22 protein-coding genes are annotated in these 21,963 nt (G+C 67.8%); 13 read left to right on the plus strand and 9 right to left on the minus strand.

Going from position 1 to position 21,963, the window contains the following annotated elements; genetic code table 11:
* Positions 1–11 precede the first annotated feature (11 nt).
* Both MJ605_RS09355 and arsB read left to right on the plus strand, forming a co-directional pair.
* Positions 12–524 (plus strand): arsenate reductase ArsC, encoded by a 513-nt coding sequence (locus MJ605_RS09355; RefSeq protein ID WP_243041161.1) that lies wholly within the window; start codon positions 12–14, stop codon positions 522–524.
* Positions 517–1,614 carry an ACR3 family arsenite efflux transporter gene (gene arsB / locus MJ605_RS09360; protein ID WP_243041162.1) on the plus strand — a complete coding sequence of 366 codons (1,098 nt, stop codon included), beginning with the start codon at positions 517–519 and terminating at the stop codon, positions 1,612–1,614. Before MJ605_RS09355 ends, arsB begins: the two co-directional genes overlap by 8 nt.
* Before the next feature lie 65 nt (positions 1,615–1,679).
* Here the strand turns inward: arsB and MJ605_RS09365 are convergent, their stop codons facing one another.
* On the minus strand, positions 1,680–1,937 hold the full coding sequence (locus MJ605_RS09365; RefSeq protein WP_243041163.1) for a hypothetical protein: 258 nt from the start codon (positions 1,935–1,937) through the stop codon (positions 1,680–1,682).
* Positions 1,938–2,102: 165 nt separating this feature from the next.
* Here MJ605_RS09365 and MJ605_RS09370 point away from each other — a divergent pair, with 165 nt between their 5' ends.
* Entirely contained in the window at positions 2,103–3,023 is a 921-nt protein-coding gene (locus MJ605_RS09370; protein WP_243041164.1) for a TIGR00266 family protein, read from the plus strand.
* A gap of 85 nt (positions 3,024–3,108) precedes the next feature.
* On the opposite strand, the gene MJ605_RS09375 is transcribed toward MJ605_RS09370, so the two are convergent.
* Positions 3,109–3,525: an H-NS histone family protein gene (locus MJ605_RS09375; RefSeq protein WP_243041165.1), complete on the minus strand. Its 417-nt coding sequence runs from the start codon at positions 3,523–3,525 to the stop codon at positions 3,109–3,111.
* A 98-nt stretch (positions 3,526–3,623) separates the two neighbouring features.
* Positions 3,624–4,349 (minus strand): CerR family C-terminal domain-containing protein, encoded by a 726-nt coding sequence (locus MJ605_RS09380; RefSeq protein ID WP_243041166.1) that lies wholly within the window; start codon positions 4,347–4,349, stop codon positions 3,624–3,626.
* A 95-nt stretch (positions 4,350–4,444) separates the two neighbouring features.
* Between MJ605_RS09380 and MJ605_RS09385 the strand changes: the two genes are divergently transcribed.
* From MJ605_RS09385 to MJ605_RS09405, 5 genes are all read left to right on the plus strand, one after another.
* Positions 4,445–5,569: an HlyD family secretion protein gene (locus MJ605_RS09385; protein ID WP_243041167.1), complete on the plus strand. Its 1,125-nt coding sequence runs from the start codon at positions 4,445–4,447 to the stop codon at positions 5,567–5,569.
* Positions 5,562–7,142 (plus strand): MDR family MFS transporter, encoded by a 1,581-nt coding sequence (locus MJ605_RS09390; protein ID WP_243041168.1) that lies wholly within the window; start codon positions 5,562–5,564, stop codon positions 7,140–7,142. Before MJ605_RS09385 ends, MJ605_RS09390 begins: the two co-directional genes overlap by 8 nt.
* Before the next feature lie 11 nt (positions 7,143–7,153).
* Positions 7,154–8,650 carry an efflux transporter outer membrane subunit gene (locus MJ605_RS09395; protein ID WP_243041169.1) on the plus strand — a complete coding sequence of 499 codons (1,497 nt, stop codon included), beginning with the start codon at positions 7,154–7,156 and terminating at the stop codon, positions 8,648–8,650.
* A gap of 121 nt (positions 8,651–8,771) precedes the next feature.
* Positions 8,772–9,791 carry a hypothetical protein gene (locus MJ605_RS09400; RefSeq protein ID WP_243041170.1) on the plus strand — a complete coding sequence of 340 codons (1,020 nt, stop codon included), beginning with the start codon at positions 8,772–8,774 and terminating at the stop codon, positions 9,789–9,791.
* Positions 9,788–10,426: a hypothetical protein gene (locus tag MJ605_RS09405; RefSeq protein ID WP_243041171.1), complete on the plus strand. Its 639-nt coding sequence runs from the start codon at positions 9,788–9,790 to the stop codon at positions 10,424–10,426. Before MJ605_RS09400 ends, MJ605_RS09405 begins: the two co-directional genes overlap by 4 nt.
* Before the next feature lie 48 nt (positions 10,427–10,474).
* Here MJ605_RS09405 and MJ605_RS09410 read toward each other — a convergent pair whose 3' ends face one another.
* Positions 10,475–11,368 carry an SDR family oxidoreductase gene (locus MJ605_RS09410; protein ID WP_243041173.1) on the minus strand — a complete coding sequence of 298 codons (894 nt, stop codon included), beginning with the start codon at positions 11,366–11,368 and terminating at the stop codon, positions 10,475–10,477.
* 97 nt (positions 11,369–11,465) lie between these two features.
* On the opposite strand from MJ605_RS09410, the gene MJ605_RS09415 reads away from it, so the two are divergent.
* From MJ605_RS09415 to MJ605_RS09425, 3 genes are all read left to right on the plus strand, one after another.
* Entirely contained in the window at positions 11,466–12,299 is an 834-nt protein-coding gene (locus MJ605_RS09415) for a helix-turn-helix transcriptional regulator (protein ID WP_243041174.1), read from the plus strand.
* 156 nt (positions 12,300–12,455) lie between these two features.
* Positions 12,456–12,833 carry a DUF2946 family protein gene (locus MJ605_RS09420; protein ID WP_279237490.1) on the plus strand — a complete coding sequence of 126 codons (378 nt, stop codon included), beginning with the start codon at positions 12,456–12,458 and terminating at the stop codon, positions 12,831–12,833.
* A gap of 157 nt (positions 12,834–12,990) precedes the next feature.
* A complete protein-coding gene (locus tag MJ605_RS09425; protein WP_243041177.1) occupies positions 12,991–15,279 on the plus strand; it encodes a TonB-dependent receptor in 2,289 nt (762 codons plus the stop codon).
* A gap of 140 nt (positions 15,280–15,419) precedes the next feature.
* Here the strand turns inward: MJ605_RS09425 and MJ605_RS09430 are convergent, their stop codons facing one another.
* From MJ605_RS09430 to MJ605_RS09445, 4 genes are all read right to left on the minus strand, one after another.
* A complete protein-coding gene (locus tag MJ605_RS09430) occupies positions 15,420–16,823 on the minus strand; it encodes an MBL fold metallo-hydrolase RNA specificity domain-containing protein (RefSeq protein ID WP_243041178.1) in 1,404 nt (467 codons plus the stop codon).
* Positions 16,824–16,904: 81 nt separating this feature from the next.
* The gene (locus MJ605_RS09435; RefSeq protein ID WP_243041180.1) at positions 16,905–17,762 is read right to left on the minus strand and encodes a universal stress protein; all 858 of its coding nucleotides are present in this window, start codon (positions 17,760–17,762) and stop codon (positions 16,905–16,907) included.
* Positions 17,759–18,355: a GNAT family N-acetyltransferase gene (locus MJ605_RS09440; RefSeq protein ID WP_243041181.1), complete on the minus strand. Its 597-nt coding sequence runs from the start codon at positions 18,353–18,355 to the stop codon at positions 17,759–17,761. Before MJ605_RS09440 ends, MJ605_RS09435 begins: the two co-directional genes overlap by 4 nt.
* A gap of 140 nt (positions 18,356–18,495) precedes the next feature.
* Positions 18,496–18,933, minus strand: coding sequence for a universal stress protein (locus tag MJ605_RS09445; RefSeq protein ID WP_243041182.1), 438 nt, complete (start codon positions 18,931–18,933; stop codon positions 18,496–18,498).
* Positions 18,934–19,209: 276 nt separating this feature from the next.
* On the opposite strand from MJ605_RS09445, the gene MJ605_RS09450 reads away from it, so the two are divergent.
* Entirely contained in the window at positions 19,210–19,644 is a 435-nt protein-coding gene (locus tag MJ605_RS09450; protein WP_243041183.1) for a universal stress protein, read from the plus strand.
* Positions 19,645–19,651: 7 nt separating this feature from the next.
* On the opposite strand, the gene MJ605_RS09455 is transcribed toward MJ605_RS09450, so the two are convergent.
* Positions 19,652–20,605 (minus strand): LysR substrate-binding domain-containing protein, encoded by a 954-nt coding sequence (locus MJ605_RS09455; protein ID WP_243041185.1) that lies wholly within the window; start codon positions 20,603–20,605, stop codon positions 19,652–19,654.
* Between the two features lie 232 nt (positions 20,606–20,837).
* On the opposite strand from MJ605_RS09455, the gene MJ605_RS09460 reads away from it, so the two are divergent.
* Positions 20,838–21,956, plus strand: a complete 1,119-nt coding sequence (locus MJ605_RS09460) for a DmsE family decaheme c-type cytochrome (RefSeq protein ID WP_243041186.1) — start codon at positions 20,838–20,840, stop codon at positions 21,954–21,956.
* Positions 21,957–21,963: the final 7 nt, after the last annotated feature.

Below are 21,963 nucleotides of genomic sequence, written 5' to 3' on the forward strand. Positions count from 1 at the left end.
AAGGACATCCCGTGACCCATCGCGTCCTGTTTGTCTGCACCGGCAATTCCGCCCGCAGCGTATTGGCCGAAGCTACCTTGCGCGCCTGGGGCGGTGCCGGGTTCGAGGCGTTCAGCGCGGGCAGCCAGCCTGCCGGGCGAATCAACCCTTATGCGCTCGAGGCGCTCGCCGCCGCCGGCATGCCGACGGCGGGCCTGCGCAGCAAGTCGTGGGATGTGTTTTCAGGGGCGGGCGCTCCGCCGCTGGACCTGGTGGTGACCGTGTGCGACAGCGCGGCCTCGGAACCATGCCCGGTCTTTTTCGGGGACTTCGTGCGCACGCATTGGGGTTTGCCGGATCCGGCGGCGGTGGAGGGCGGCGATGCCGAAAAACGGGAGGCGTTCGCCAGGGCCCATGCCGTCATCATGGCGCGGCTGAGGGCCTTCCTGGCCTTGCCGCCGGAGACCTGGGCCGATCGCGAGGCACTGAAGATGGCGCTGGACCGTATCGGCCTTATCCAGTCCGGGGGGGCCGGCCATGGCTGAAGCCGCCGCTTCCCGGCCTGCCATCGGGTTCTTCGAGCGCTACCTGAGCCTTTGGGTGGCGGCGTGCATCGTGCTGGGCACGGCGCTCGGCCATTGGCTGCCAAGACCGTTCGCCGCCCTGGGGGCGATGGAGGTGGCCAAGGTCAATCTGCCGATCGCCGCGCTGATCTGGCTGATGATCGTACCCATGCTGCTGAGGATCGACCTGGGCGCGATGCGCCAGGTGGGGCGACATTGGAAGGGCATCGGCGTCACCTTGCTCGTCAACTGGCTCATCAAGCCGTTTTCCATGGCGCTGTTCGCCTGGCTGTTCCTGCGCCACGTTTTCACCGGCCATCTGCCTGCGGACCAGGTAAACGGCTATGTGGCGGGCCTGATCCTGCTGGCCGCCGCGCCGTGCACGGCCATGGTGTTCGTGTGGAGCGGCCTGTGCGGCGGCGAGCCGACGTTCACCCTCAGCCAGGTGGCGATCAACGACGCCATCATGGTGGTGGCCTTCGCGCCGCTGGTGGCGCTGCTGCTCGGTGTTTCCGCGATCACGGTGCCGTGGGCCACGCTGGTGCTGTCAGTGGGGCTCTACATCGTGGTGCCGGTGATCGGGGCGGCCCTGCTGCGCCGCCTGATCCTGGCCCGTGGCGGCGAGGCCCTGCTGGCCGGATGCCTGCGCCGGCTGGGGCCGGTGTCGCTGGTCGCGCTGCTTGTCACGCTGACGCTGCTGTTCGGTTTCCAGGGGCGGCAAATTCTGGCCCAGCCGCTCATCATCGCCATGCTGGCGGTGCCGATCCTGGTGCAGGTCTATGTCAACTCGGGCCTGGCCTACCTGTTGAACCGCCGGCTGGGCGTCCAGCATTGCGTGGCGGGGCCGTCGGCCCTGATCGGCGCCAGCAACTTCTTCGAGCTGGCCGTGGCGGCGGCCGTCAGCCTGTTTGGCTTGGACTCGGGCGCGGCCCTGGCGACCGTGGTCGGCGTATTGGTCGAGGTGCCGGTGATGTTGTCCGTGGTCCGGATCGTGAACCGCTCCAAGGGCTGGTATGAGCGCGGCGCTACCGGCGCATGGCTTGGCCAGGCGGAAGGGCGGCGGCATGCATGATCGGCCGGTGGCCCGCGCATCGCCTCGCCGGTATTGGCCGCTACGCGGGGGCCCTTGGTCGCAGCCTAGTCCCAGGAGACATCGACCACGTCGACCTCCATGCCCGGCACCGGCGTGACCTCGTCGATGGCTTCGGCACGGATGAGCGCGGACGGTTGGCTGCCGGGTGCCAATTCCGGCCAGCGTTGCGTCGCCAGGTCGATGGCCTTGGCGAACGCCGCATCGGGATCGGCTGCCGAGACGACGCCGTAGAGTTCGAAACCCGTGGCTCCTTCGGGACGGGGCAACCCCTGCCCGACAGCCAGGACTGTCCAGAACTTCATGGTTCCCCCCTGATTCCCATGCCCGCCCGGTGGACGGCGGGCATCCCCTGATATTCCCGCCGTCCAGTATGGCAACTTGCCGGGCCGGCAGGGAGTATCTCTTGTGTCGATGGACGGCTTTGCGTTTCGCAGCCGGGAGGCGCCGCGCCCCATGCGAACGGGGGTATGCTGCCCGCTGCGATGGATACGCCAATCGGGCGTTTTCCCCGTGGCGATGCGTCGGCTGCCGTGAACAGCGGCCAAGAGCGGCAAGTTGGCCCGGGGGCTTGCTCTCCCGGAACCCGCCGCAACCATTCACCACCAAGAGAACATTCCATGCAGACACGCATCCAGGGCACGGTGATGCCCGTGCTGGAAGTACGGCTCGAACCCGGCGAAAGCGTCTTTGCCGAGAGCGGGGAGCTTTCATGGATGACTTCGTCGATCCAGATGACCACGCATACGCAGATGGGTGGCGGCGGAGGGTTGTTTGGCATGTTCAAGCGCGTGGCCGGTGGCGGCAGCTTGTTCATGACCGAGTATCGCGCCATGCAGGCGACGGGAGAGGTGGCCTTCGCCACCAAGGTGCCCGGCCATATCGTGCCGGTGCCGGTAAGCCCGGGCAGCGAATACCTGGTGCATCGGCATGGCTTTCTTTGCGCCACGTCGCAAGTCACCCTTGGCCTGGGTTTCCAGCAGTCGCTGGGGGCCGGCATTTTTGGTGGCTCGGGCTTCATGCTGCAGCGAGTGGGCGGCATGGGCACGGCATGGCTGGAACTTTCCGGCGAACTCATCCGCAAGGACCTGGCGCCTGGCGAGACCTTGCGGGTTCATCCCGGACACGTGGGTGCGTTCCAGGCTTCGGTCCATTTCCAGATCACCACGGTGCCCGGCATCAGGAACGCCATCTTCGGCGGCGACGGCATCTTCCTGGCGGCGCTTACCGGACCTGGAACCGTATGGCTGCAGACGCTGCCCATTTCACGCCTGGCGCACCAGGTTGCCGAATATCTGCCTGGCAACGATGGCGCAAGCGGTCGGGCGGCCATCGGCGGCGGCCTGCTCGGAGGCATCGTGGGCTCCTTGCTGAGTGGCGATGACAATTGATTTGCCGCAAGCCCCTGTGCGGCAGGGGCATGAAAAAAGCCCCGCCGGTCTACCGCGGGGCTTTTCACGTGCTGGTCGGCCGGGACTATTTCCTGGCGCGGGCCTTTTTTGCCGGGGCCTTCCGGGTGGCCTTGGCCACGCTTTTCCGGGCTGTCGCCGGCGCCTTGGCGGGGGCCTGGATCAACAGGCTCTCCGCGGTCACGCCCCGCTTCTTCAGGGCCTCGTTGAACCACAGGGGGCGCTTGCCGCGACCGGACCAGGTCTGGGCCGGATTGTCCGGATTGCGATACTTCGGCGCGACCGACCTCGGTCCCTTCGCGCCTTTGCCGCCCTGCGTCGGGTAGACCTCGGCCAGGGTCAGGCCAGCGTTCTTGAGCAGGGTCTCGATCTTGGCGCGAACCTCGTGGATCTGGCTCTTGCGCGCGGCCTCCATCTGCGCTTCCGCGCTCTTGATAAGGGCTTCGAGTTCGGTGGGGGATAGGGCGTCGAGATTGATGGCCATGGGGATCCTTGGTCGAAGTAACGCGGTTTGTCTATCACATAAGCAAATCCCTGCTCAACTTTCGCCCGGCCTCCGAAGGGCCGGGGAGAGGTGGGAAGCTAGGCCTTTCCGCCTTCCCTGGGCGAGCCGCCGGCCTTGTGCCAGCTCATCAGCAGGGTGCGTGTCTGCTCCTGGATGGCGGCCTTGATCAGGGCGCTGCGGCCGGCGTCGATTTCCTTCCAGCCGAGCAGGTCCAGGCAGGCGCCGGGCGGGTAGTAGAAGGCCATCATCAGGCCCTTCAGGGTCAGCATGCGGATGCGCGTGATCGCATCGTCGGGACGGGTGTGCATGATGCGCGCGAGCAGGGCGAGCAGCAGCTTGTTGATCGGCCGCTTGATGCGCCGCTGCAGCATCTCGGAGGCGACGTTGGGCGATTCGCCGGCCAGTTCCCGCCCGACCAGGCGCCCCTTGGAGAGGTGCGGCGGCACCAGCACGCTGTCCAGGGTCGTCGCCTGGATGCCCAGGTAGGCATCGACCAGCGCGTCGATGCCTGCGTCGTCCTTCAGTGCATCGCTGATCCGCTTCATGCTGGGCGCATAGCGGGCCCTCAGGTCGTTGGTGATGTATTCGGCGCATGCCCTGTAGAGGCCTTCCTTGCTTTCGAAGTAGTACTGCAGCGCCGGCGCGTTCACGCCGGCGGCGGTGGCGATGTCGCGCGTCGAGGCGCCGTCGAAGCCGTGTTCGCCGAACAGCCGGATGGCCGCGTCGATGATGCGCTGGCGGGTTTCGTCGCCCCGGGCATAACCGCCGGCGGGCGAGCGACGTGGGCGCTTGGTCTGGGTCATGCGGTTCTCCGTCTCCGGCTCCACGATAGCATTTGACAGAATTGTACCGGTCGGTATAAATATTCCACTTGGAATAATTTTGGGGTCGAATAGGCATGCCTGCTTCCAACAACAGCGCATCGAACGATGCGCCGAACGCTCCTGCCGCCACGCCGGCGCGCCGCAAGCCGCCGCGGTTCCTGTTGCCGGTCGGCGTGGCGCTGGCGGTGGCGGCCTTGGCGGCCCTGGGCTATTGGTGGGTGGTCGGGCGCTTTATCCAGAGCACCGACGATGCCTACCTGAAGGCCGACAGCGTCACCGTGGCGCCCAAGGTCAGCGGCTATGTCACGGACGTCTACGTGGGCGACAACGCGACGGTGAAGGCGGGCGACCCGCTGGTGCGGTTGGATGGCCGCCAGTACCAGGCGGCGCTGGACCAGGCGCAGGCGACCGTCGATGCGCGCAAGGCGGACATCGCCCGCGCGCAGGCGGGCATCCTGCAGCAGCAGGCGGCCATCGAGCAGGCCAGGGCGCAGCTGCGGGTCGCGCAGGTCAGCGCCAGGCATGCGGAGGACGAAGTGCGTCGCTACGGTCCGCTGGAAAAGACTGGCGCGGAAAGCGGCGACCAGTTGTCCGTGCTGCTCAGCAACCGGGACCAGGCGCAGGCTACGGTGGCGGCCGACCAGGCCGCGCTGGACCAGGCGCAGGCCCGCGTCGCGGACCTCGATGCGCAGGTCGCCCAGGCCAAGGCGCAGCTGGAAGCCGCGCAGGCATCGGCCAAGCAGGCACAGTTGGACCTGCAGGACACGCTGGTGCGCAGCACGCTGGGCGGCCGCGTCGGGGATCGCACGGTGCGCGTGGGGCAGTACGTGCAGCCGGGCACGCGCCTGATGACGGTGGTGCCGGTGGATAGCATCTACCTCACCGCCAACTTCAAGGAAACCCAGGTTGGCCGCATGCGCGCGGGCCAGCCGGCCGAGGTGCACGTGGACGCGCTGCCCGACACGGACCTGCATGGCGTGGTGGACAGCTTTGCGCCGGGCACGGGGTCGGAGTTCGCGCTGCTGCCGCCGGAAAACGCCACCGGCAACTTCACCAAGATCGTGCAACGCGTGCCGGTGCGCATCCGCATCGATGCCGACGAGCCGACGCGCAAGCGGCTGGTGCCGGGCCTCTCGGTCACCGTGGACGTGGATACGCGAAAGGAAGGCGGCGCTACGTCGGACGACCGCCATGGCTGAGGCGGCCGCCCCTTCGGTTCCGCATCCGGAGCGCGCCAGCGTGGCGGACTGGATCGCCGTGGCGGCCGGTTCGCTGGGCGCCCTGATGGCCACGCTGGATATCTCCATCACCAACTCGGCCCTGCCGCAGATCCAGGGCGAGATCGGCGCCACCGGCACCGAGGGCACCTGGATTTCCACCGGCTACCTGATGTCGGAGATCGTGATCATCCCGCTCGCGGCGTGGCTCACGCGCGTGTTCGGCCTGCGCAACTTCCTGCTGGGCTGCGCGGTGCTGTTCATCCTGTTTTCCATGATGTGCGGCCTTTCGCACACGCTGATGGCGATGGTGATCGGCCGCATCGGCCAGGGACTCACCGGCGGCGCCATGATCCCGACCGCGCAGACGATCATCCGCACCCGCCTGCCGCTGTCGCAGTTGCCGATCGGCATGACCGCGTTCGGATTGATCGTATTGCTGGGCCCGTTGCTGGGACCGGTGCTGGGCGGCTGGCTGACTGAGAACATCAGCTGGAACTGGTGCTTCTTCATCAACCTGCCGGTATGCATCGGCCTGATTACCTTGCTGCTGGCCGGCCTTCCGTCCGCGTCGCTGCATCTGGAGGCGTTGAGGCAGGCGGACTGGCTGGGCATCGTGGGCCTGTCGGTAGGGCTCAGCTCGCTGACCGTGGTGCTGGAGGAAGGGCAGCGCGAGCGCTGGTTCGAATCGGACATGATCGTCTGGCTCAGCCTGCTCTCGCTGGCCGGCATGGTGCTGATCGCCATCTCGCAGTTCACCGCCAGGCGGCCGGTGATGCGCCTGAGCCTGCTGGGCAATCCGCGCTATGCCAGCGTCATCTTCATCGTGCTGGTGGTCGGCGCGGCGCTGTATGGCGTCATCTACATCATTCCCCAGTTCCTGGGGTTGATCGCGGGCTACAACGCGGAGCAATCGGGCTGGGTGATGCTGGTGTCGGGCGTGCCCGCCTTCCTGATGATGCCCATCCTGCCGCGCCTGCTCGGCCGGGTGGACTTCCGCATCCTGGTCATCACGGGCCTGTTGTGCTTCGTGTGGAGCTGCATGCTGGACATCCACCTGACGGCGCAGAGCGTCGGCCAGGATTTCTTCTGGTCGCAGCTGGTGCGCGGGGCGGGACAGATGCTGGCGATGATGCCGCTGAACCAGGCGTCGATGGCGGCGGTGTCGCGCGAGGAATCGGGCGACGCGGCGGGTATCTACAACATGGCGCGCAACCTGGGCGGATCGATTGGCCTGGCCATCATCGGCACCGTGATCGACCGCCGCAACACATTCCACGTCGCGGCGATACGCGAAACGCTGACGGCCAACTCCGTGCTCGGGCAGGAGCGCATGGCCGCCAACGCGGCGAGCTGGCTCGATCGCACCGGTGACCTGGCGTATTCGCAGATGCGCGCGTTGGGCCAGCTCGCCAGCCAGATCCGGCAGCAGGCCATGGTGATGACCTTCTCGGAAGTGTTCTACGTGCTGGGCATCGCCTTGCTGTGCTGCATTCCGCTCGCGTTGCTGTTGAGGACGCCGCGCTACCACGCGCCGGCCGGCGAGGCTCATTGAGGATGTTCCGCATGTCGATTTCTTCCTTGCGCGGCAGGCATGCCTCGCATATCGCGCTGATGGCCACGGCGGTCGTGTTTTCCGCATGCACCGTGGGTCCCGATTATCGCGGCGCGCCGGACGTGGCCCACGGCGCCACGCAGGCCAACACGTTCGTGCGGATGCCCGTTGCCGGCGTTGCGCCGGCAGCCCATGCGCCAAGCCGCTGGTGGGAATCGCTGGGCGATCCGCAGTTGAACGCGCTGATCGACGCGGCACTGGCGAACAATCCGGACCTGCAGGCGGCCCAGGCGCGCCTGCGGCAATCGCGAGCCCAACTGCAGCAGCAGCGCGCGGCGGACATGCCGACCGTGTCGGGCGATGCGGCCATCCTGCGCATGCGCCAACCAGACCTGTCCGGCCTGCAGAATTCGCAGCAGGGATCCGACGGCACGCAGGACAGCCAGGGCAGTGCTTCCAAGGGGCGTGGCCCGCTGCAACTGTATAGCGCGGGGTTCGACGCCTCCTGGGAGATCGACCTGTTCGGCGGCACGCGCCGCGCCACCGAGGCGGCCTCGGCGCAGGCGCAGGCGGTCGATGCGGACCTGGCCGATGCGCAGGTATCGCTGGCCGCCGAAGTGGCGCAGGCCTATATCGACTTGCGCAGCCAGCAGCAGCGCCTGGTGCTGGCCCGCCAGTCGGCGGAGCTGGAGCAAAAGACGCTGGAGCTGATCCGGCAGCGGCGCGAGCGTGGCGTGGTGCCGGAGGCGGATGTCGAGCGACAGACCACGCAGGTGGAAAACACCAGGGCCACGCTGATCCCGCTGGATGAGCAGATCACCGAGTCGCTCGACCAGTTGGCGGTGCTGACCGGGCAGGCCCCCGGTGCGTTGGACCAGGCGCTTGCCGCGCCGGCGCCGTTGCCCGCGCTGCCGGCATCCGTGCCGGTGGACGATCCGTCCGAGGTGGTGAAGCGGCGTCCGGATATCCGTGCCGCCGAGCGCCGGCTTGCCGCCAGCAACGCACAGATCGGCCAGCACGAGGCGGACCTGTTCCCGAAGGTGACGATGCTCGGCTTTATCGGTTCCAGCGCGGGCAACCCGGGACACCTGCCGCGAAAGAGTTCGTTTACCTGGCTGGGCGTGCCTTACCTGCAATGGGACGTGCTGGACTTCGGCCGCACGCGCGGTAGCATCCGCCAGGCCGAGGCGGGCCGCGACGAGGCCGCTGCGCGCTACGCGCAAACCGTGCTCGCCGCCCTGCAGGACGCCAACAACGCTTTGTCGCGCTATGGCCACCAGCGGGAAAGCGTGACGCGCCTGCAGCAGATCGAAACCTCGGCCGACCGCTCCTCGACCCTGATGCACCAGCGCTACGAGGCGGGCGCCTCGTCGCTGATCGACCTGCTGGATACGCAACGGACGCAATTCAACGCCCAGCAGAACCTGGTGCAGGGCAGGGCGGAACTGCTCAAGGATTTCGTGTCGCTGCAGAAAAGCCTCGGGCTCGGCTGGGCTTCCGAGCGGTAGGCGTGCCCCTTGCCGTCATTCCGGCCTGTGCCGGAATGACGAGCGGCGGAGGGCGCTCTTCAAACATCGGGTTGTTGGTACGATCCATCGCTCCTGGCAAGAAGCCTCGCAGCGAGGTGTCATGAAGACCAACAAGCGCATTGCCTACGCCTATTGCGTCGAGCTGGACCGGGTGGTGTCCATCGTCGATGCGCGTCGCGAGTACTTCCAGCAGGAGGCGCCGCGACGGCGCTTCGGGTTCCTCTGCTCGACCGGGGCCTGTCGCCATGCCGGCAGCGGCGCCAAGGTCACCGGGGTGAACTACGACAAGTGGCCGCAGGAGGATGTCAAGGTCCAGGCGCCGCATTTCCGCGCCAATTCCAGGGACGAGCACGCGCCCGAGTGCGAATGGATCGACCATGGCCGCGACGGGGACGACGAGGGCGCGCGGCCCGGCGAGACGGAGAAGGAAGCCGCGGCGCGCAAGGCCAAGCGCAAGCTGCACGATTATATCGACGTATTCGAGCCCTTGCGGGAGGAGGCGCGCAAGGGCCGGCCCGCCACCGCCAAGGGCGACGCCTCCGATGCCACCGACGATGACGATGCCGACAAGGCGGAAGCCGTCCGTGGCGTCAAGCCATCGGCCCAGTCACCGCAGCGGCGGACCAACAGCCTGGAACGGCTGGTCGAGTGCTATCGCAACGTGGTGACGGGGGTGAGGAACGGCGAATTGACGGAAGAGGAATTCGACGCGCTGACGATCCGCGTGCCGGAGCGCGGCGAGGTCAAGTTCCGCTCGTACTTCGCGCCGATCAAGTACGTCCGCGAGGGCGGGAACCCGCGCGTGATGTGGGGCGGGGCCACGATGAAGCGCTATGGCCTGGGCTTCCGCTTCCAGTTCTACGACAAGTACCAGGGCGAGGCCGTCTCGCTATACGTGCCTTCCAGCATGATGGAGGCCTATCGGTATCGCGCCTATCTCGATGCGTTGCTGAAGATGGACGAGCAGGTCCGCTACTTCACCGTCTATGCGCTCGGCTCGCTGGGCAAGAGCGAGACGGGGCGGGGCTACAGCTTCGCCATCGACGACCTGCGTCACCTGGCCGTGGTGCTGGGGCCGCCGAAGCCGGGCGCGGCGCCGGCCTCCGAGGAAAGCGCATGACCGCGGCAAACCGATTCTTACGAGGGAAAAGCATGTCCATGGACTTTGTGAATCGCATCAAGAAGGAAATGGCCGAGGGCATCGTGCGCGCGATCCTGGAGGACGCTGGCTATCGCGTGATCGACTCCGGCATCGAGAAGGTCCTGCGCGAACTCTCATGCCTGAGCCACGCGGAATACTCCGCCCTGGGCTATCCGGACGCGCTCAGCCGGCTTCCCGACTTCACCGTCATGAACCGGGAACAGAACGAGAAATTCCTGGTGGAGGTGAAGTACCGGAGCGACTGGGGCAGGGCCATCTTCGACGAGGTGCGTGACCAGGCGAAGATCTTCGGCGAGCTCACGCTGGTTTCCATCAACGCCGGAGCGCAGAGCCTGCATGCGTTCGACTCGCCCTCCCTGTTTATCCGTGGTTGCCGGCTGCGCTTCCAGGGCGACCAGTATCAGCTTCACCAGCGTTCCAAGCGCGGCGATGCGATCTCTTTCGATTGGGTGAGCGTGGACACGCTGGAAGATGAAAGCAGCCTCTGGTGGTCCATGACCCCGCTGCACGAGATCTTTTCGAAGGTCGGGGAACGGCGGGACAGCCAGACGCTGCAGAAGGCCGTGGCGTGCATCAACGGCATCCTCCGCTAGGCGGAATCGCGGACCGGGTTTCTCGCCTGCGACATCGCCGCCGCACGTTCAGGCTTCGAAGTAGCGCGGATGGTCGAGGTCGGCGAGCAGGCCGGGTTGCGTCGGTCGCCATCCCAGTCGCGCCTGGGTCTGCTCGCTGGAAGCCGATACGTCCATGCCGGCGAATGCCGCGAACCAGCCGAAGTGAGCGGTGGCTTGGTCGGGTGTCTTGCCGGCGACGGGCACGCTCAGGCGTCGCCCGATCACCGTCGCGATGTCGCGGAAGGGTACGCCTTGCTCGGCGATCGCGTGGTAGCGCGCGCCTTTGGCTGCCTTCTCCAGCGCAAGCCGGTAGACCTCGGCGGCATCTCGCCGGTGCACGGCAGGCCAATGGTTGAGTCCTTCGCCCACATAGGCGGATACGCCGCTCTTGCGCGCCACCTCGATCAGGTGCGGCACGAAGGCATGGTCGCCGTCGCCATGCACGGATGGCGGCAGTCGGACCACCGAGGCCTGGATGCCGCGCGCGGCAAGCGCGAGCGCCGTCGCTTCCGAGGCGCGCGGATAGGCGGCGGACGGCGGCACGGCGGCATCGTCCTCGGTGGCGAGGCGGCCCTGGGCCAGCACCGCCACGCCGGAGGTGACCAGCAGGGGACGGCTGGTGCCTGCCAGCGCGGCACCGAGCGCCTCGATGGCATGGCGATCCAGTTCGCAGTTAGCGGCGAACTTCGAGAAATCATGGTTGAACGCGGTATGGATCACGCCATCCGCTGCGGCCGCGCCGCTGCGCAGGCTTGCCAGGTCCTCCAGCGAGCCGCGATGCGCCTCGGCACCCGCCGCCGCAAGCGCGGCGGCGCCGGCTTCCGAGCGGGTGAGGCCGAGCACCTGGTGCCCGGCGGCGACTAGGGTTTCCACCACGGCGGAGCCGACGAAACCCGTGGCGCCGGTAACGAAGACACGCATGGAAATATCCTCCAGGAGTTGAGCGGAGGTATCCTCGGTGGTGCGTCTTATCCCGGTAAAGTAGTGGCGTTATCCAGGTATAGGGATTAACACTTTCATGGCGATCACCGACGAAAACCTGCTGGGCGCCTATCTGCGGGACCGCCGCTCGAAGCTCGATCCGGCGGCGCTGGGCTTCCCCATGGCGCGCCGGCGGACGCCCGGGCTGCGGCGCGAGGAAGTGGCCCAGCGCGCCAGCGTCAGCGCCACCTGGTACACCTGGCTCGAACAAGGGCGGGGCGGTGCGCCCTCGGCCGATGTGCTGGACCGCATCGCCCATGCGCTGATGATGACGGAGGTCGAGCGCGAACACCTGTTCCTGCTCGGCCTGGGGCGGCCACCCGAAGTGCGCTATCGGGCAGTGGAAGGCGTGACGCCGCGTTTGCAGCACGTGCTCGATTCGCTGGAATACAGCCCGGCCATCGTCAAGACCCCGACCTGGGACATCGTGGCCTGGAACCGCGCCGCGACAGCGGTGCTGACCGACTACGAATCGCTGCCGCCCAGGGAGCGCAACGTGCTGCGCATGATGTTCTGCGACCCGCGCGTCCGTGCGGCGCAGCTCGACTGGGAGAACGTGGCCCGGTTCGTGGTGGCCACGTTCCGCGCCGATGCCACACGTGCCGGCGCGGCGAAGGATATCGCGGCCTTCGCCGGGGAAATGAGCCGGTTGAGCCCGGAGTTCGAGGCCATGTGGCGCGACCACGATGTGCGCGCCTATGGCGAGGGCATCAAGTCCCTCCGCCATCCCGTGGCCGGCCTGATCTCGATGGAATATTCCGTCTTTGCCGTCGACGGCCGCACCGACCTCGGCATGGTGGTCTATAACCCGGCCACGCCGGAGGACGCGGAGCGGATCAGGTCGCTTATCCGCAGGCGGGCGTCCGCTTGACGGGCTTGCCGGACGCCGTATTTCCCATTCCCCGGCACAGACCGAATGCCCAACCCGCGTTGACGATGTGACGCCTTGCCGCACGGTTGTAAGACTGCTCCTACACGGCGAGGCGTGCGATCATAGCCTGGAGCACACTCCAGAGTTGGGGATACCTTGATCCGACGCGGTGCACCACGGGGTTTCGTCGCATGGCTGGCTGTTGCCGCCATGTGGCTGCTCGTGGCCGCGCCGACGATCACGCGGGTGCTGCCCGTGCCTCATGCCATGGCCATGGCGATGGGCGACGAGTGCCCGGAACATGCCGGTGGCCAGCATCCCTCCGCGCCCGACAAGTCCTCACCGCACATGGACCTGTGCGGCTATTGCGTGCTCGCGGGCGAGAGTCCCTGGCTGGCAGGCGGCGTGTCCGTCCTGTCGGTGGCCTCGTCGTCGCCCGCTTTGCCGCCCGCCGTCCACAGCGTCATTCGATGGTATGCGCGCCCCTCGCAGGGCGCGCGTCCGCGCGGCCCGCCGTCGTCGCCGATCGCATGACCGAGCCGGGTCGCGGGTGCCTTTCGGCAGCCACGCCCCATGACGAGGCAACCACGGATCGCTGCGCCGGAGGATCGGTTCCGCGTGCCTGCGTGTCCGCTTGCCAGGACTTTCCGGCGCCGCAAGGCGGTGCCGGGCAACGACGGATCTTCCTGCCATGCGTTCCTCTTTCCTGCGCGGCGCGGCCCTGGGGCTGCCGCTGACGCTGCTTGCCTCCTCCATCGCGTTGGCCCAGGGCGGGCCGGACGCCGAGCCGCCGCCCAGCGGCCTGCAAACCACCAACCTGGACGCGGTGAAGGTGAGCGCGGCCACCCCGGCGCTGCCCGCGCCAGGCTTTCCCGCCACGCTGGCCACCGTGCCTTCCGAGCAGGTGGAGGCCACCATCAATGCGGTGGACGTGGAGGATGCGGCCAAGTACCTGCCCAGCGTGTTCATCCGCAAGCGCAACTATGGCGATACCCAGCCGGTGTTGGCCACGCGCACCTGGGGACTCAATTCCAGCGCGCGCACACTGGTCTATATCGACGACATTCCCATCTCGGCGCTGATCGCCAACAACAACACCATCGGCGCGCCGCGCTGGGGCATGGTCTCGCCGGAGGCGATCGACCATATCGACATGCTCTACGGCCCGTTCTCGGCCGCCTATGCGGGCAACGCGATGGGTGGCGTCATGCATATCGTCACGCGCGCGCCGGACCACACCGAGGTCACCATCAAGCAGACCGAGGCAATGCAATCGTTTGACCTGCACGGTACGCAGGGCGACTATGCCACCAGCCAGACCAGCCTCGCCGCGGGAGGGCATACGGGCAAGCTGGACTGGTTCTTCGGCGCCAACGCCGCCAACAGCTTCAGCCAGCCGCTGTCCATCATCACGGGCACGAGCACGCCGGCCGGCACCACCGGCACTCTTCCGGCGCTGAACAAGCAGGGGCAGGTAGCCAACGTTTATGGCGCGGGCGGGCTGTTGCATACGCGCATGCTCGATCTCAACGGCAGGCTCAGCTACGACCTCACGCCGCAGTGGCGGCTGACCTATCTGGTTGGCTACTGGAGCGACCACGGGCAGTCGCGCGCCGACACCTACCTGGACGATGCCTCGGGCGATCCCACCTACGGCAAGGTCGCCGGCTTCGCCAACAACGTGTACCAATTGAGCGCGCATCACCTGATGCAGGCGCTGTCGCTGAAGTCCGATACCAAGGGCGACTACGACGCCTCCTTCGTGGCGACCCACTACGCCTTCCTCAAGGACGACCAGTGGCAGCCGGCGGGCGTCGGCGCGGGTACCAGCTTCACCACCAACGGACGCCTGGCGAGCTACGGCGGCACGCAGTGGTCCACCGCCGATGCCACCGGCATCTGGCGGCCGCAGGGCTATGGCGGGCCACACGAGGTCTCGCTGGGCGCGCATGCCGACCAGTACGAACTGAACAACCCGACCGACAACCTGGCCGACTGGCAGGATCCTTCCAGCATCACCACGCTGTACGCCTCGGGACGCGGCAAGACACGGACGCAGGCGCTATGGCTGCAGGATGCCTGGCAGCTGGCACCGGCCTGGCTGCTGACGCTCGGCGGGCGCTACGAATGGTGGAAGGCCAGCGACGGCTTCAACTTCAGCGGCAAGACGGCGGTGACGCAACCGGTGGAAAAGGCCGACGCGTTTTCGCCCAAGCTGAGCCTGCAGTGGTCGCTGGCGCCCGGCTGGCGCATCAACGGCTCGCTGGCCAAGGCGGTGCGCTTCCCCACGGTGGGCGAGCTGTACCAACTGGTGTCCACCGGCTCGACGTACAGCGTGCCCAATCCGGACCTCAAGCCGGAAACCGCGTATTCCGGCGAACTGGCGATCGAGCATGCGATCGACCATGGGCTGGTACGCCTGTCTCTGTTCCAGGAGAACACCAAACAGGCGCTGGTCTCGCAGACCTCGACGCTGCCCAACGTGGCGGTGCCGGTGACCTATGTGATGAACGTGGGCGAGCTGCGCAATCGCGGCCTCGAACTGGTGGCGCAGAAGGACGATGTGTTGGTGCACGGGCTGAGCCTGTCCGGCAGCGTTACCTTCGTCGACTCCACCATTCTTTCCAACGACAGCTTCGTCAGCACCACCGGCACCACTTCGGAGGGCAAGCACGCGCCGTACGTGCCGCGATGGCGCGCCACCGCGGTGGCCACCTACCGGCCCGATGCCGCCTGGGCGTTCACCCTGGCCGGGCGCTACAGCGGGCGGCAGTACTCCACGCTGGACAACTCGGACCACACGGCGCACGTGTTCGGCGCGTTCGACAGCTTCCGCGTGTTCGACGTGAGGGCGCATTACCAGGTCAACGACCATCTGGCGGCCTCGTTCGGCATCGACAATATCAACAACGAGAAGTACTACCTCTACCACCCGTTCCCGCAGCGCACCTTTGTGGCGGACGTGAAGCTGAGCCTGTAGCCCACGGCCTGCGCTTTGGCGGGAGGGACAAGCCGGCTTTTCGCCCTTGTGGAAGCGCGCCCCGTGCACGACCGCCATGTCCAGCGTCGCGCCTGTCCCGTCGCGCACAGGGTGCGCTCTCACAGGAATAGGGGACGGGCTCAGTCGAGCAGGATGGGTTCCTGCTTGCCGGGCATGCGCGCGGTGACGCCGCGTGCGGTGAGGGCCTCGTCCAGCGCGCGCATGCCGCGATCGTATTCGCCGTGCACCAGCATCACCGCGCGACGGGGATGGTCGCCTAGCCAGGCGAGCAGTTCGTCGCGGCCGGCGTGGGCGGAGAAGCCGTTGATGGTCCAGATCCGCGCGTTGACGGCGATCTCCTCCCCGAAGATCGCCACGCGCCGGGCGCCGTTGATGATGCGCCGCGCCAGCGTGCCTTCGGCGGCGTAGCCCACGAAGACGATGCTGCTCTTGTCGCGCCACAGGTTGTGCCGCAGATGGTGGCGGATGCGGCCGCCATTGCACATGCCCGAACCGGCCATGATGATCGCGCCGCCCTCGATGCGGTTGATCGCCATCGAGTCGGCGGCGTCGTGCGAGAAGCGCAGGTTGGGCATGGCGAAGGGATCGTCGCTGTGCAGCAGCGCGGCGAACTCCTCGTCGAAGCATTCCGGGTGGCGACGGAACACCTCGGTGGCGGAGATCGCCATCGGCGAATCGAGGAACACCGGCGTGCGCTCGGGGATGCGCCGCCGCCGCAGGCCCTGGTGCAGGTAGTAGAGCACTTCCTGCGCGCGTTCCAGCGCGAAGGTGGGAATGATGACGTTGCCGCCGCGCTTGAAGGTGTCGTTCACCGCCTCGTACAGCTCGTCGACCGAATCGGGCAGGCTGCGGTGGTCGCGGTCGCCATAGGTGCTTTCCATCACCACGAAGTCGGCCGGCGGCGCCGGCACGGGATCGCGCAGCAGAGGACGCCCCGGGCTGCCCAGGTCGCCGGAGAACACGATGCGGCGCGTCTGGCGGCCGTCGTCCAGGTGAAGCAGGATGCTGGCCGAGCCGAGGATGTGCCCCGCGTCGAGGAATTGCGCCTGGATGCCGGGCGCCACCGCCACGGTGTCGCCATAGACCACGGGATCGGCGAAGCGTTCCAGCGCGCTGAAGGCATCGTCCAGCGTGGAGATGGGCGGTGCGGGAGGCTCGCCCCGCCGGTGGTTGCCGCGCGCAGCGCGGGCGGCGTCCTCTTCCTGCAGGCGCGCGGCGTCCAGCAGCACGATGCGGGCCAGGTCGCGCGTGGCCGCCGTGGCCAGGATCGGGCCGCGGAAGCCTTCGCGCACCAGCCGGGGAATGCGCCCGCAATGGTCGAGGTGCGCGTGGGTCAGCAGCAGCGCATCGACGTGCCGGGGATCGAAGCCGAACGGCTCGGTGTTGGCCTGTTCCTCCTCGCGGGAACCCTGGAACAGGCCGCCATCGATCAGGATCTGGCGGTCGCCGCAGCGTACGAGGTGGCAGGAGCCGGTGACCTGCTTGGCGGCGCCGTGGCAGCTGTAGATCATCGACGGGGGCATGCTTTCTCCCTTGCGGCGCCCGGAACCGGCACAGCATGGCCGCGGACGGGTGAACCCGGCGTGGCGGCGCATGCCGCCATCCTAGTGCTGCACGAAGATCGGCAGCTCGGCGTGCTGCAGGATGTGACGGGTGGCGCCGCCGAGCACGCGCTCGCGCACGCGCGAATGGCCGTAGGCGCCCATCACCAGCAGCCCCGCCCTGGCCTGGGCGATCTCGCGCAGCAGCACCGCGCCGGCGTCGCGCGGCGTGGCGCGCACGCGGCGCGTGCGGAACAGGACGCCGTGGTTGCCGAGGTAGGCCTCGGGATCGAACTGCGGGGCGTGGACCTGGTCGTCCTCGTAGACCGGGGCTTCGCCATCGAGCAGCAGCACTTCTTCCGACGCGCGCAGGAAGGGCAGGGCCGCATGGATGGCCCGGGCGGATTCGATGGAGCCATTCCAGGCCACGGCCACGCGTGGGAACCGCGTGTCGCCCGACCAGGCCGGCGGCAAGATCAGCGAGCTCGTGCGGCAGGTGAGCAAGGCCTCGCCCAGCACTTCGAAGGCCATGTCCTCCCCGGCCAGGTCGCGTTCGATCACCGCCAGGTCATGCCAGGCGCCCAGGCGCCGCACGGTGGGCGCGATGCCCGCGCGGGTGGCCAGCCAGGAGGCGCGATGCACGCCGCTTTCCCGGGCGTAGGCCAGGAAGGCCTCGTGGTCCTCCGGACGCTCGCCCGGCGTGTCCATCAGCAAGGCCAGCACCGAGGGCTCGGCCTCGCCGCCATGCAGCATGCGCAGCGAGGGATCCACGTAGCAGCCGGTGAGCCTCGCGCCGAAGCGTGCCGCCAGGGCGACGGCGGCGCGCGCGGCCGGGCTCCACGGCGATACCGACGTCACCAGCGCCAGCACGTCGGTCGGCGCGCCGGTGGCGAATGGGGCGAATGGGGCGGCGGCGGTCATGGGCAGGGCGCCTCCAGCTCAAGGGTGTGGATGGCCTGCGACGGTTCGGCCGGATCCAGCCGGCGCCGGAAGCCCAGGCGCGTGGCCAGGCTCTGCATGGCCTGGTTGCTGGCGGCGTCCACCGAAACCATGCGGCGGAAGCCGTGTTCCCGCGCCGCCCCGATCAGGTGCCGCATCAGCAGCACGCCCAGGCCACGCCGCTGCCAGTCGTCCGCCACGGTGACCGCGCACTCGCAGCCGTAGCCGCCGCCGGCGGCGCAATAGCGGCTGACGCCGATCTCGCGCAGCTCGCCGCCAAGGTCGGCCAGGGCGATGAAGGCGAGCCGGCGGTCGTCGTCCACGTCCATCAGCTGGTCGACCAGCGTGTCGCTGGGTTGCCGGAAGTCGCACAGGAAGCGCGCGCGCCGCGTCCGGGGCGACAGGCCGCGGAGGAAGTCCGTTTCCAGCGAGCGGTCCTCCGGCCGCAGCAGGCGGATGGTGACCGGTGTGCCGTCCCGCAGGCGTTCCTCCCACTGGCCCGCGCCGGCCAGGGTCGGGCCAGGCGGGATGACGGCACCGCCTGCGGGGTCGTTCGGACGAGGGGACGTGGACATGGAAGCCTCCGGAAGGGGCGTGCCAGGCGGACGGTCCCGAGCCTGGCGACGATGAGTCGGCCGCAGTGATCGGTGGACTTGTACCGCCCCCCGGACTCGGTCTGGTTGACTTGAGTCAACGTGGCAAGGCGGCGGTTTCTTCAGCGGCAGACCAGCACGGGCACGTTACCGCGCAGCAGTACCTTCTGGGTCTCGCTGCCCAGCAGCAGGCGCGTCATGCCGCGCCAGCCGTGCGAGCCCATCACTACCAGATCGCACTGCTTGTCGGCCACCGTCTGCACGATGGTCCCGCAGGGCTGGTCGCCGAAGATGGCCTCGCCCTCGAAGGGTACGCCAGCTGCTTCCGCCAGCTGGCGCGCCTCCAGCAGATAGCGCTCGGCATTGGCGCGCGCCTCCTCGTTGTAGACGATCTCGGAAGCCGCGAGGATGGCGCCCATGTAGGCGATGGTCTGGAAGGGCGCGATGACGTGCAGGGCCGTCACCTTGGCCTGGCACAGCTTGGCCAGCTCGATGCCGGTCCTGGCCGCGCGCATGGAAAGTTCCGAGCCGTCGATCGGGATGAGAATGTGCTTGAACATGGGTTCCTCGCTATGGCCGCGGTGGCGGCGATGGAGTGGAGCGGGACGCGTCGCCGGAAGGCCCAGCGTCGCGCGCGGCCCGTGCGGCACCCGTCACGAACGGGGCGCCCGGCTGGTTCCTAGCCTAGGCGCGGTGGACAGGAGAGATATTGGCGAGCGTCAATCTGCCGCGCGATGGCGCGTTCACGCGATGCCATACGCTTCGACCGGGCCATGCACACGGCGCCAACATTCGGCGGCTACACTTGAGGCCATTGCCAAAGGGGAGGCTTTCCGATGTTCCAGAACATTCTTTTGCCGGTCGACGGTTCCGAGCATTCCCTGCGGGCGATCGAGACAGGCGTGGAACTGGCGAGCCGCCTGCAGGCCAGGGTCTACGGCGTGCACGTGCTGCCGCCGCTGCCGGCAGTGTCCTACGTGGCGGAATTGCTCCAGTCGCGCGATTCCTACACCAACCTGGCCAAGCAGCGCGCGGAAGGCTTCCTGGCCGAGGTGACCAGGCGCGCCCAGGCCGCCGGCGTGGCGTGCGAAACCGAATACGTGTTCGACCTGCGCCCCTACGTCGCCATCGTGGCCGCGGCGCACAAGCACCACTGCGACCTGATCGTGATGGCCTCGCGCGGCTACCAGGGGCTGGAGCGCGTGCTGCTGGGCAGCGTGACGCACAAGGTGATGCTGAGCTGCGACATCCCGGTGCTGGTCTGCCACTGAGGGGACGTCACATCGCCTGTGCCATCGGCTCCGGCGCATAGGCATACGAGCTGCGCTGCAGCGACAGCAGCGTGCGTGGCAGTTCCTTCGCGACGAATTCGATGAAGCTGCGCAGCGCCGGCGTATGGCCGTGCCGCGAGGCGTAGACGCTGTGCACATTGCCCGGCGGTAGCGCGTGGGTTCCCAATAGCCTGACCAGCTCGCCACGAGCCAGCGCGCTGCGGCACAGCCATTGGGGCAGTTGCGCCACGCCCACACCGCTGGCCACCGCGCGGAGCAATACGTGCAGGTCGTCCGTCACCAGGCGCGGGTGGTGCTCGATCGTTTCCGTATGGCCCTGGCGATCGGTGAGGGTCCAGAAGTGGCGCCCGTCGTCCTGTACCACGTCGATGCTGGGCAGGTGTTGCAGGTCGGCCGGTTGCTGCGGCGGCGGCATGCCTTGCAGCAGCGCGGGGCTGGCGACCAGGATATGCGGGTCCATGCCGAAGCTGCGCACGACCAGGCTGGAATCCTTCACCGACTGGCGTACGCGGAAGGCAATGTCGAAGCCGCCCGCCAGCACGTCGGCCTGGTGGCCGCAGATGCCCAGGTCCACCTGCACCTCGGGATACTGCTTGAGGTAATCGGCCAGCACTGGCGCCATCAGCAGTTGGCCGAACAGCACCGGGCAGCCCACGTGGATGCGCCCGCGCGGCGTGGCTCGCGCCTCTTCGATGACGCTTTCGGCATGTTGCGCCGCCGCAAGAACCTGCAGGCATTCGGCGTAGTACAGGCGACCGACGTCTGTGATGTGCGAGCGCCGCGTGGTGCGCTGGATCAGCCGCACGCCCAGGTTTTCCTCCAGCCGCGCGATGCGGGAACTGAGCTGGGACTTGGCGATGCCCAGTGCCTTGCTCGCGGCGGTGAAGGTACCTTGCTCGACCACCTGCACGAAATAGTAGAGGTCGTTCAGATCCCGCATGGATAGCTCCCCTTCGTGGCCTCGCCCTGCCATCCAGACTACCCGGCGGCGCAAGATTGCCACGTTGCAGTGCAGTATCCGGCGCATTGTTCTGCGATCCCGGAAATTCATTCCAACCATTGACGGTTAATCCGCGTGGCGCTTGCGTGAATACTTGCGGCGCGACGCAAGGCCAGGGGGCTGGCCGCCGCCGCTGCCACCGAACACGCAAAGCAGAAGGGGATCTGAAGCCATGCGTGCCTTGCCGCTTTCGTTCGCGGTCGCGCTTTCGCTGTTGCTAGCCATGGGTGGGCTGCTGCTGGCGTCGCGATCCGCCCAGGCCCAGCAGCCATCCTCGCCGCCGGCATCGGGCAGCGCAGGGCTCACCCAAAGCGACATCGCGCGCATGCTGCCCGCCACGGACATGGGAGCGGACGCGGCACGCAACGCGGACCCGCACCTGCGACCGGTGAACGACAGCCCGGCCACACCATTCGACGCGGCCAGTATTCCCGCCAACCCGCTGGCGCCCGAGGCGCAGGCGGTGGGCGCCAAGACCTGCATCGCCTGCCATGCGCTGGAGAACGTACAGGCCTCGCACACGCTGCATGTGGCCTCGTTCCGCGTGGGCACCGCCCGCACCGGACCGCAGGCAGCCTGCGAAGCCTGCCACGGTCCAGGTTCGGAGCATGCGAAGAACCCCACGGCAAGGGGTTCGATCATCGGGTTCACGCATGGGGCGGATACGGCGCCCGAGACGCAGACCACGGTCTGCCTCGGCTGCCATGCGGGTGGGGCGCGGCAGCATTGGCTCGGGTCGGTGCACCAGGAGCGCGGCCTGTCGTGCAGCGATTGCCACAATCCCATGGCGCGGATGTCGCCCGAAGGCGTACTGGCCAAGCCTTCGATCAACGAGGTGTGCGCCACCTGCCACCAGGACATCCTGGCCAAGTTCAACCGCCGCTCGCACATGCCGCTGCCGGAAGGGCAGATGGCGTGCACCGATTGCCACAATCCGCACGGCACGCTGACGCGTCCATTGCTCAAGACCGATACGGTCAACGAGACCTGCTACACCTGCCATGCGGAGAAGCGCGGGCCGTTCCTGTTCGAGCACGCCCCGGTGCGCGAGAACTGCCTCAATTGCCATGACCCGCATGGCTCCAACCAGCAGACCCTGCTGGTCGCGCCGCTGCCGATGCTGTGCCAGCAATGCCACACCATGACGCGCCACCCGAACGACCTGCAGGTGCCCACCAACTTGGGCACCGGGCCGACGCCGGACGAGCGCCTGATGGGCCGTTCGTGCCTGACTTGCCACGCCAACGTCCACGGCTCGAACAATCCGTCCGGGTCGCGATTCCACAAATAGCCGCAAG

This window comes from Dyella sedimenti, assembly GCF_022760995.1.
In the GTDB taxonomy this organism is placed as follows: Bacteria; Pseudomonadota; Gammaproteobacteria; order Xanthomonadales; family Rhodanobacteraceae; genus Dyella; species Dyella sedimenti.

What these genes read in the sequence shown, in the direction of transcription:
- arsB (WP_243041162.1), top strand. Translation starts at nt 517, where the DNA reads ATGGCTGAAGCCGCCGCTTCCCGGCCTGCCATCGGGTTCTTCGAGCGC.
- MJ605_RS09365 (WP_243041163.1), bottom strand. Translation starts at nt 1,937, where the DNA reads ATGAAGTTCTGGACAGTCCTGGCTGTCGGGCAGGGGTTGCCCCGTCCC.
- MJ605_RS09370 (WP_243041164.1), top strand. Translation starts at nt 2,103, where the DNA reads ATGCTGCCCGCTGCGATGGATACGCCAATCGGGCGTTTTCCCCGTGGC.
- MJ605_RS09375 (WP_243041165.1), bottom strand. Translation starts at nt 3,525, where the DNA reads ATGGCCATCAATCTCGACGCCCTATCCCCCACCGAACTCGAAGCCCTT.
- MJ605_RS09380 (WP_243041166.1), bottom strand. Translation starts at nt 4,349, where the DNA reads ATGACCCAGACCAAGCGCCCACGTCGCTCGCCCGCCGGCGGTTATGCC.
- MJ605_RS09385 (WP_243041167.1), top strand. Translation starts at nt 4,445, where the DNA reads ATGCCTGCTTCCAACAACAGCGCATCGAACGATGCGCCGAACGCTCCT.
- MJ605_RS09390 (WP_243041168.1), top strand. Translation starts at nt 5,562, where the DNA reads ATGGCTGAGGCGGCCGCCCCTTCGGTTCCGCATCCGGAGCGCGCCAGC.
- MJ605_RS09395 (WP_243041169.1), top strand. Translation starts at nt 7,154, where the DNA reads ATGTCGATTTCTTCCTTGCGCGGCAGGCATGCCTCGCATATCGCGCTG.
- MJ605_RS09400 (WP_243041170.1), top strand. Translation starts at nt 8,772, where the DNA reads ATGAAGACCAACAAGCGCATTGCCTACGCCTATTGCGTCGAGCTGGAC.
- MJ605_RS09405 (WP_243041171.1), top strand. Translation starts at nt 9,788, where the DNA reads ATGACCGCGGCAAACCGATTCTTACGAGGGAAAAGCATGTCCATGGAC.
- MJ605_RS09410 (WP_243041173.1), bottom strand. Translation starts at nt 11,368, where the DNA reads ATGCGTGTCTTCGTTACCGGCGCCACGGGTTTCGTCGGCTCCGCCGTG.
- MJ605_RS09415 (WP_243041174.1), top strand. Translation starts at nt 11,466, where the DNA reads ATGGCGATCACCGACGAAAACCTGCTGGGCGCCTATCTGCGGGACCGC.
- MJ605_RS09425 (WP_243041177.1), top strand. Translation starts at nt 12,991, where the DNA reads ATGCGTTCCTCTTTCCTGCGCGGCGCGGCCCTGGGGCTGCCGCTGACG.
- MJ605_RS09430 (WP_243041178.1), bottom strand. Translation starts at nt 16,823, where the DNA reads ATGCCCCCGTCGATGATCTACAGCTGCCACGGCGCCGCCAAGCAGGTC.
- MJ605_RS09435 (WP_243041180.1), bottom strand. Translation starts at nt 17,762, where the DNA reads ATGACCGCCGCCGCCCCATTCGCCCCATTCGCCACCGGCGCGCCGACC.
- MJ605_RS09440 (WP_243041181.1), bottom strand. Translation starts at nt 18,355, where the DNA reads ATGTCCACGTCCCCTCGTCCGAACGACCCCGCAGGCGGTGCCGTCATC.
- MJ605_RS09445 (WP_243041182.1), bottom strand. Translation starts at nt 18,933, where the DNA reads ATGTTCAAGCACATTCTCATCCCGATCGACGGCTCGGAACTTTCCATG.
- MJ605_RS09450 (WP_243041183.1), top strand. Translation starts at nt 19,210, where the DNA reads ATGTTCCAGAACATTCTTTTGCCGGTCGACGGTTCCGAGCATTCCCTG.
- MJ605_RS09455 (WP_243041185.1), bottom strand. Translation starts at nt 20,605, where the DNA reads ATGCGGGATCTGAACGACCTCTACTATTTCGTGCAGGTGGTCGAGCAA.
- MJ605_RS09460 (WP_243041186.1), top strand. Translation starts at nt 20,838, where the DNA reads ATGCGTGCCTTGCCGCTTTCGTTCGCGGTCGCGCTTTCGCTGTTGCTA.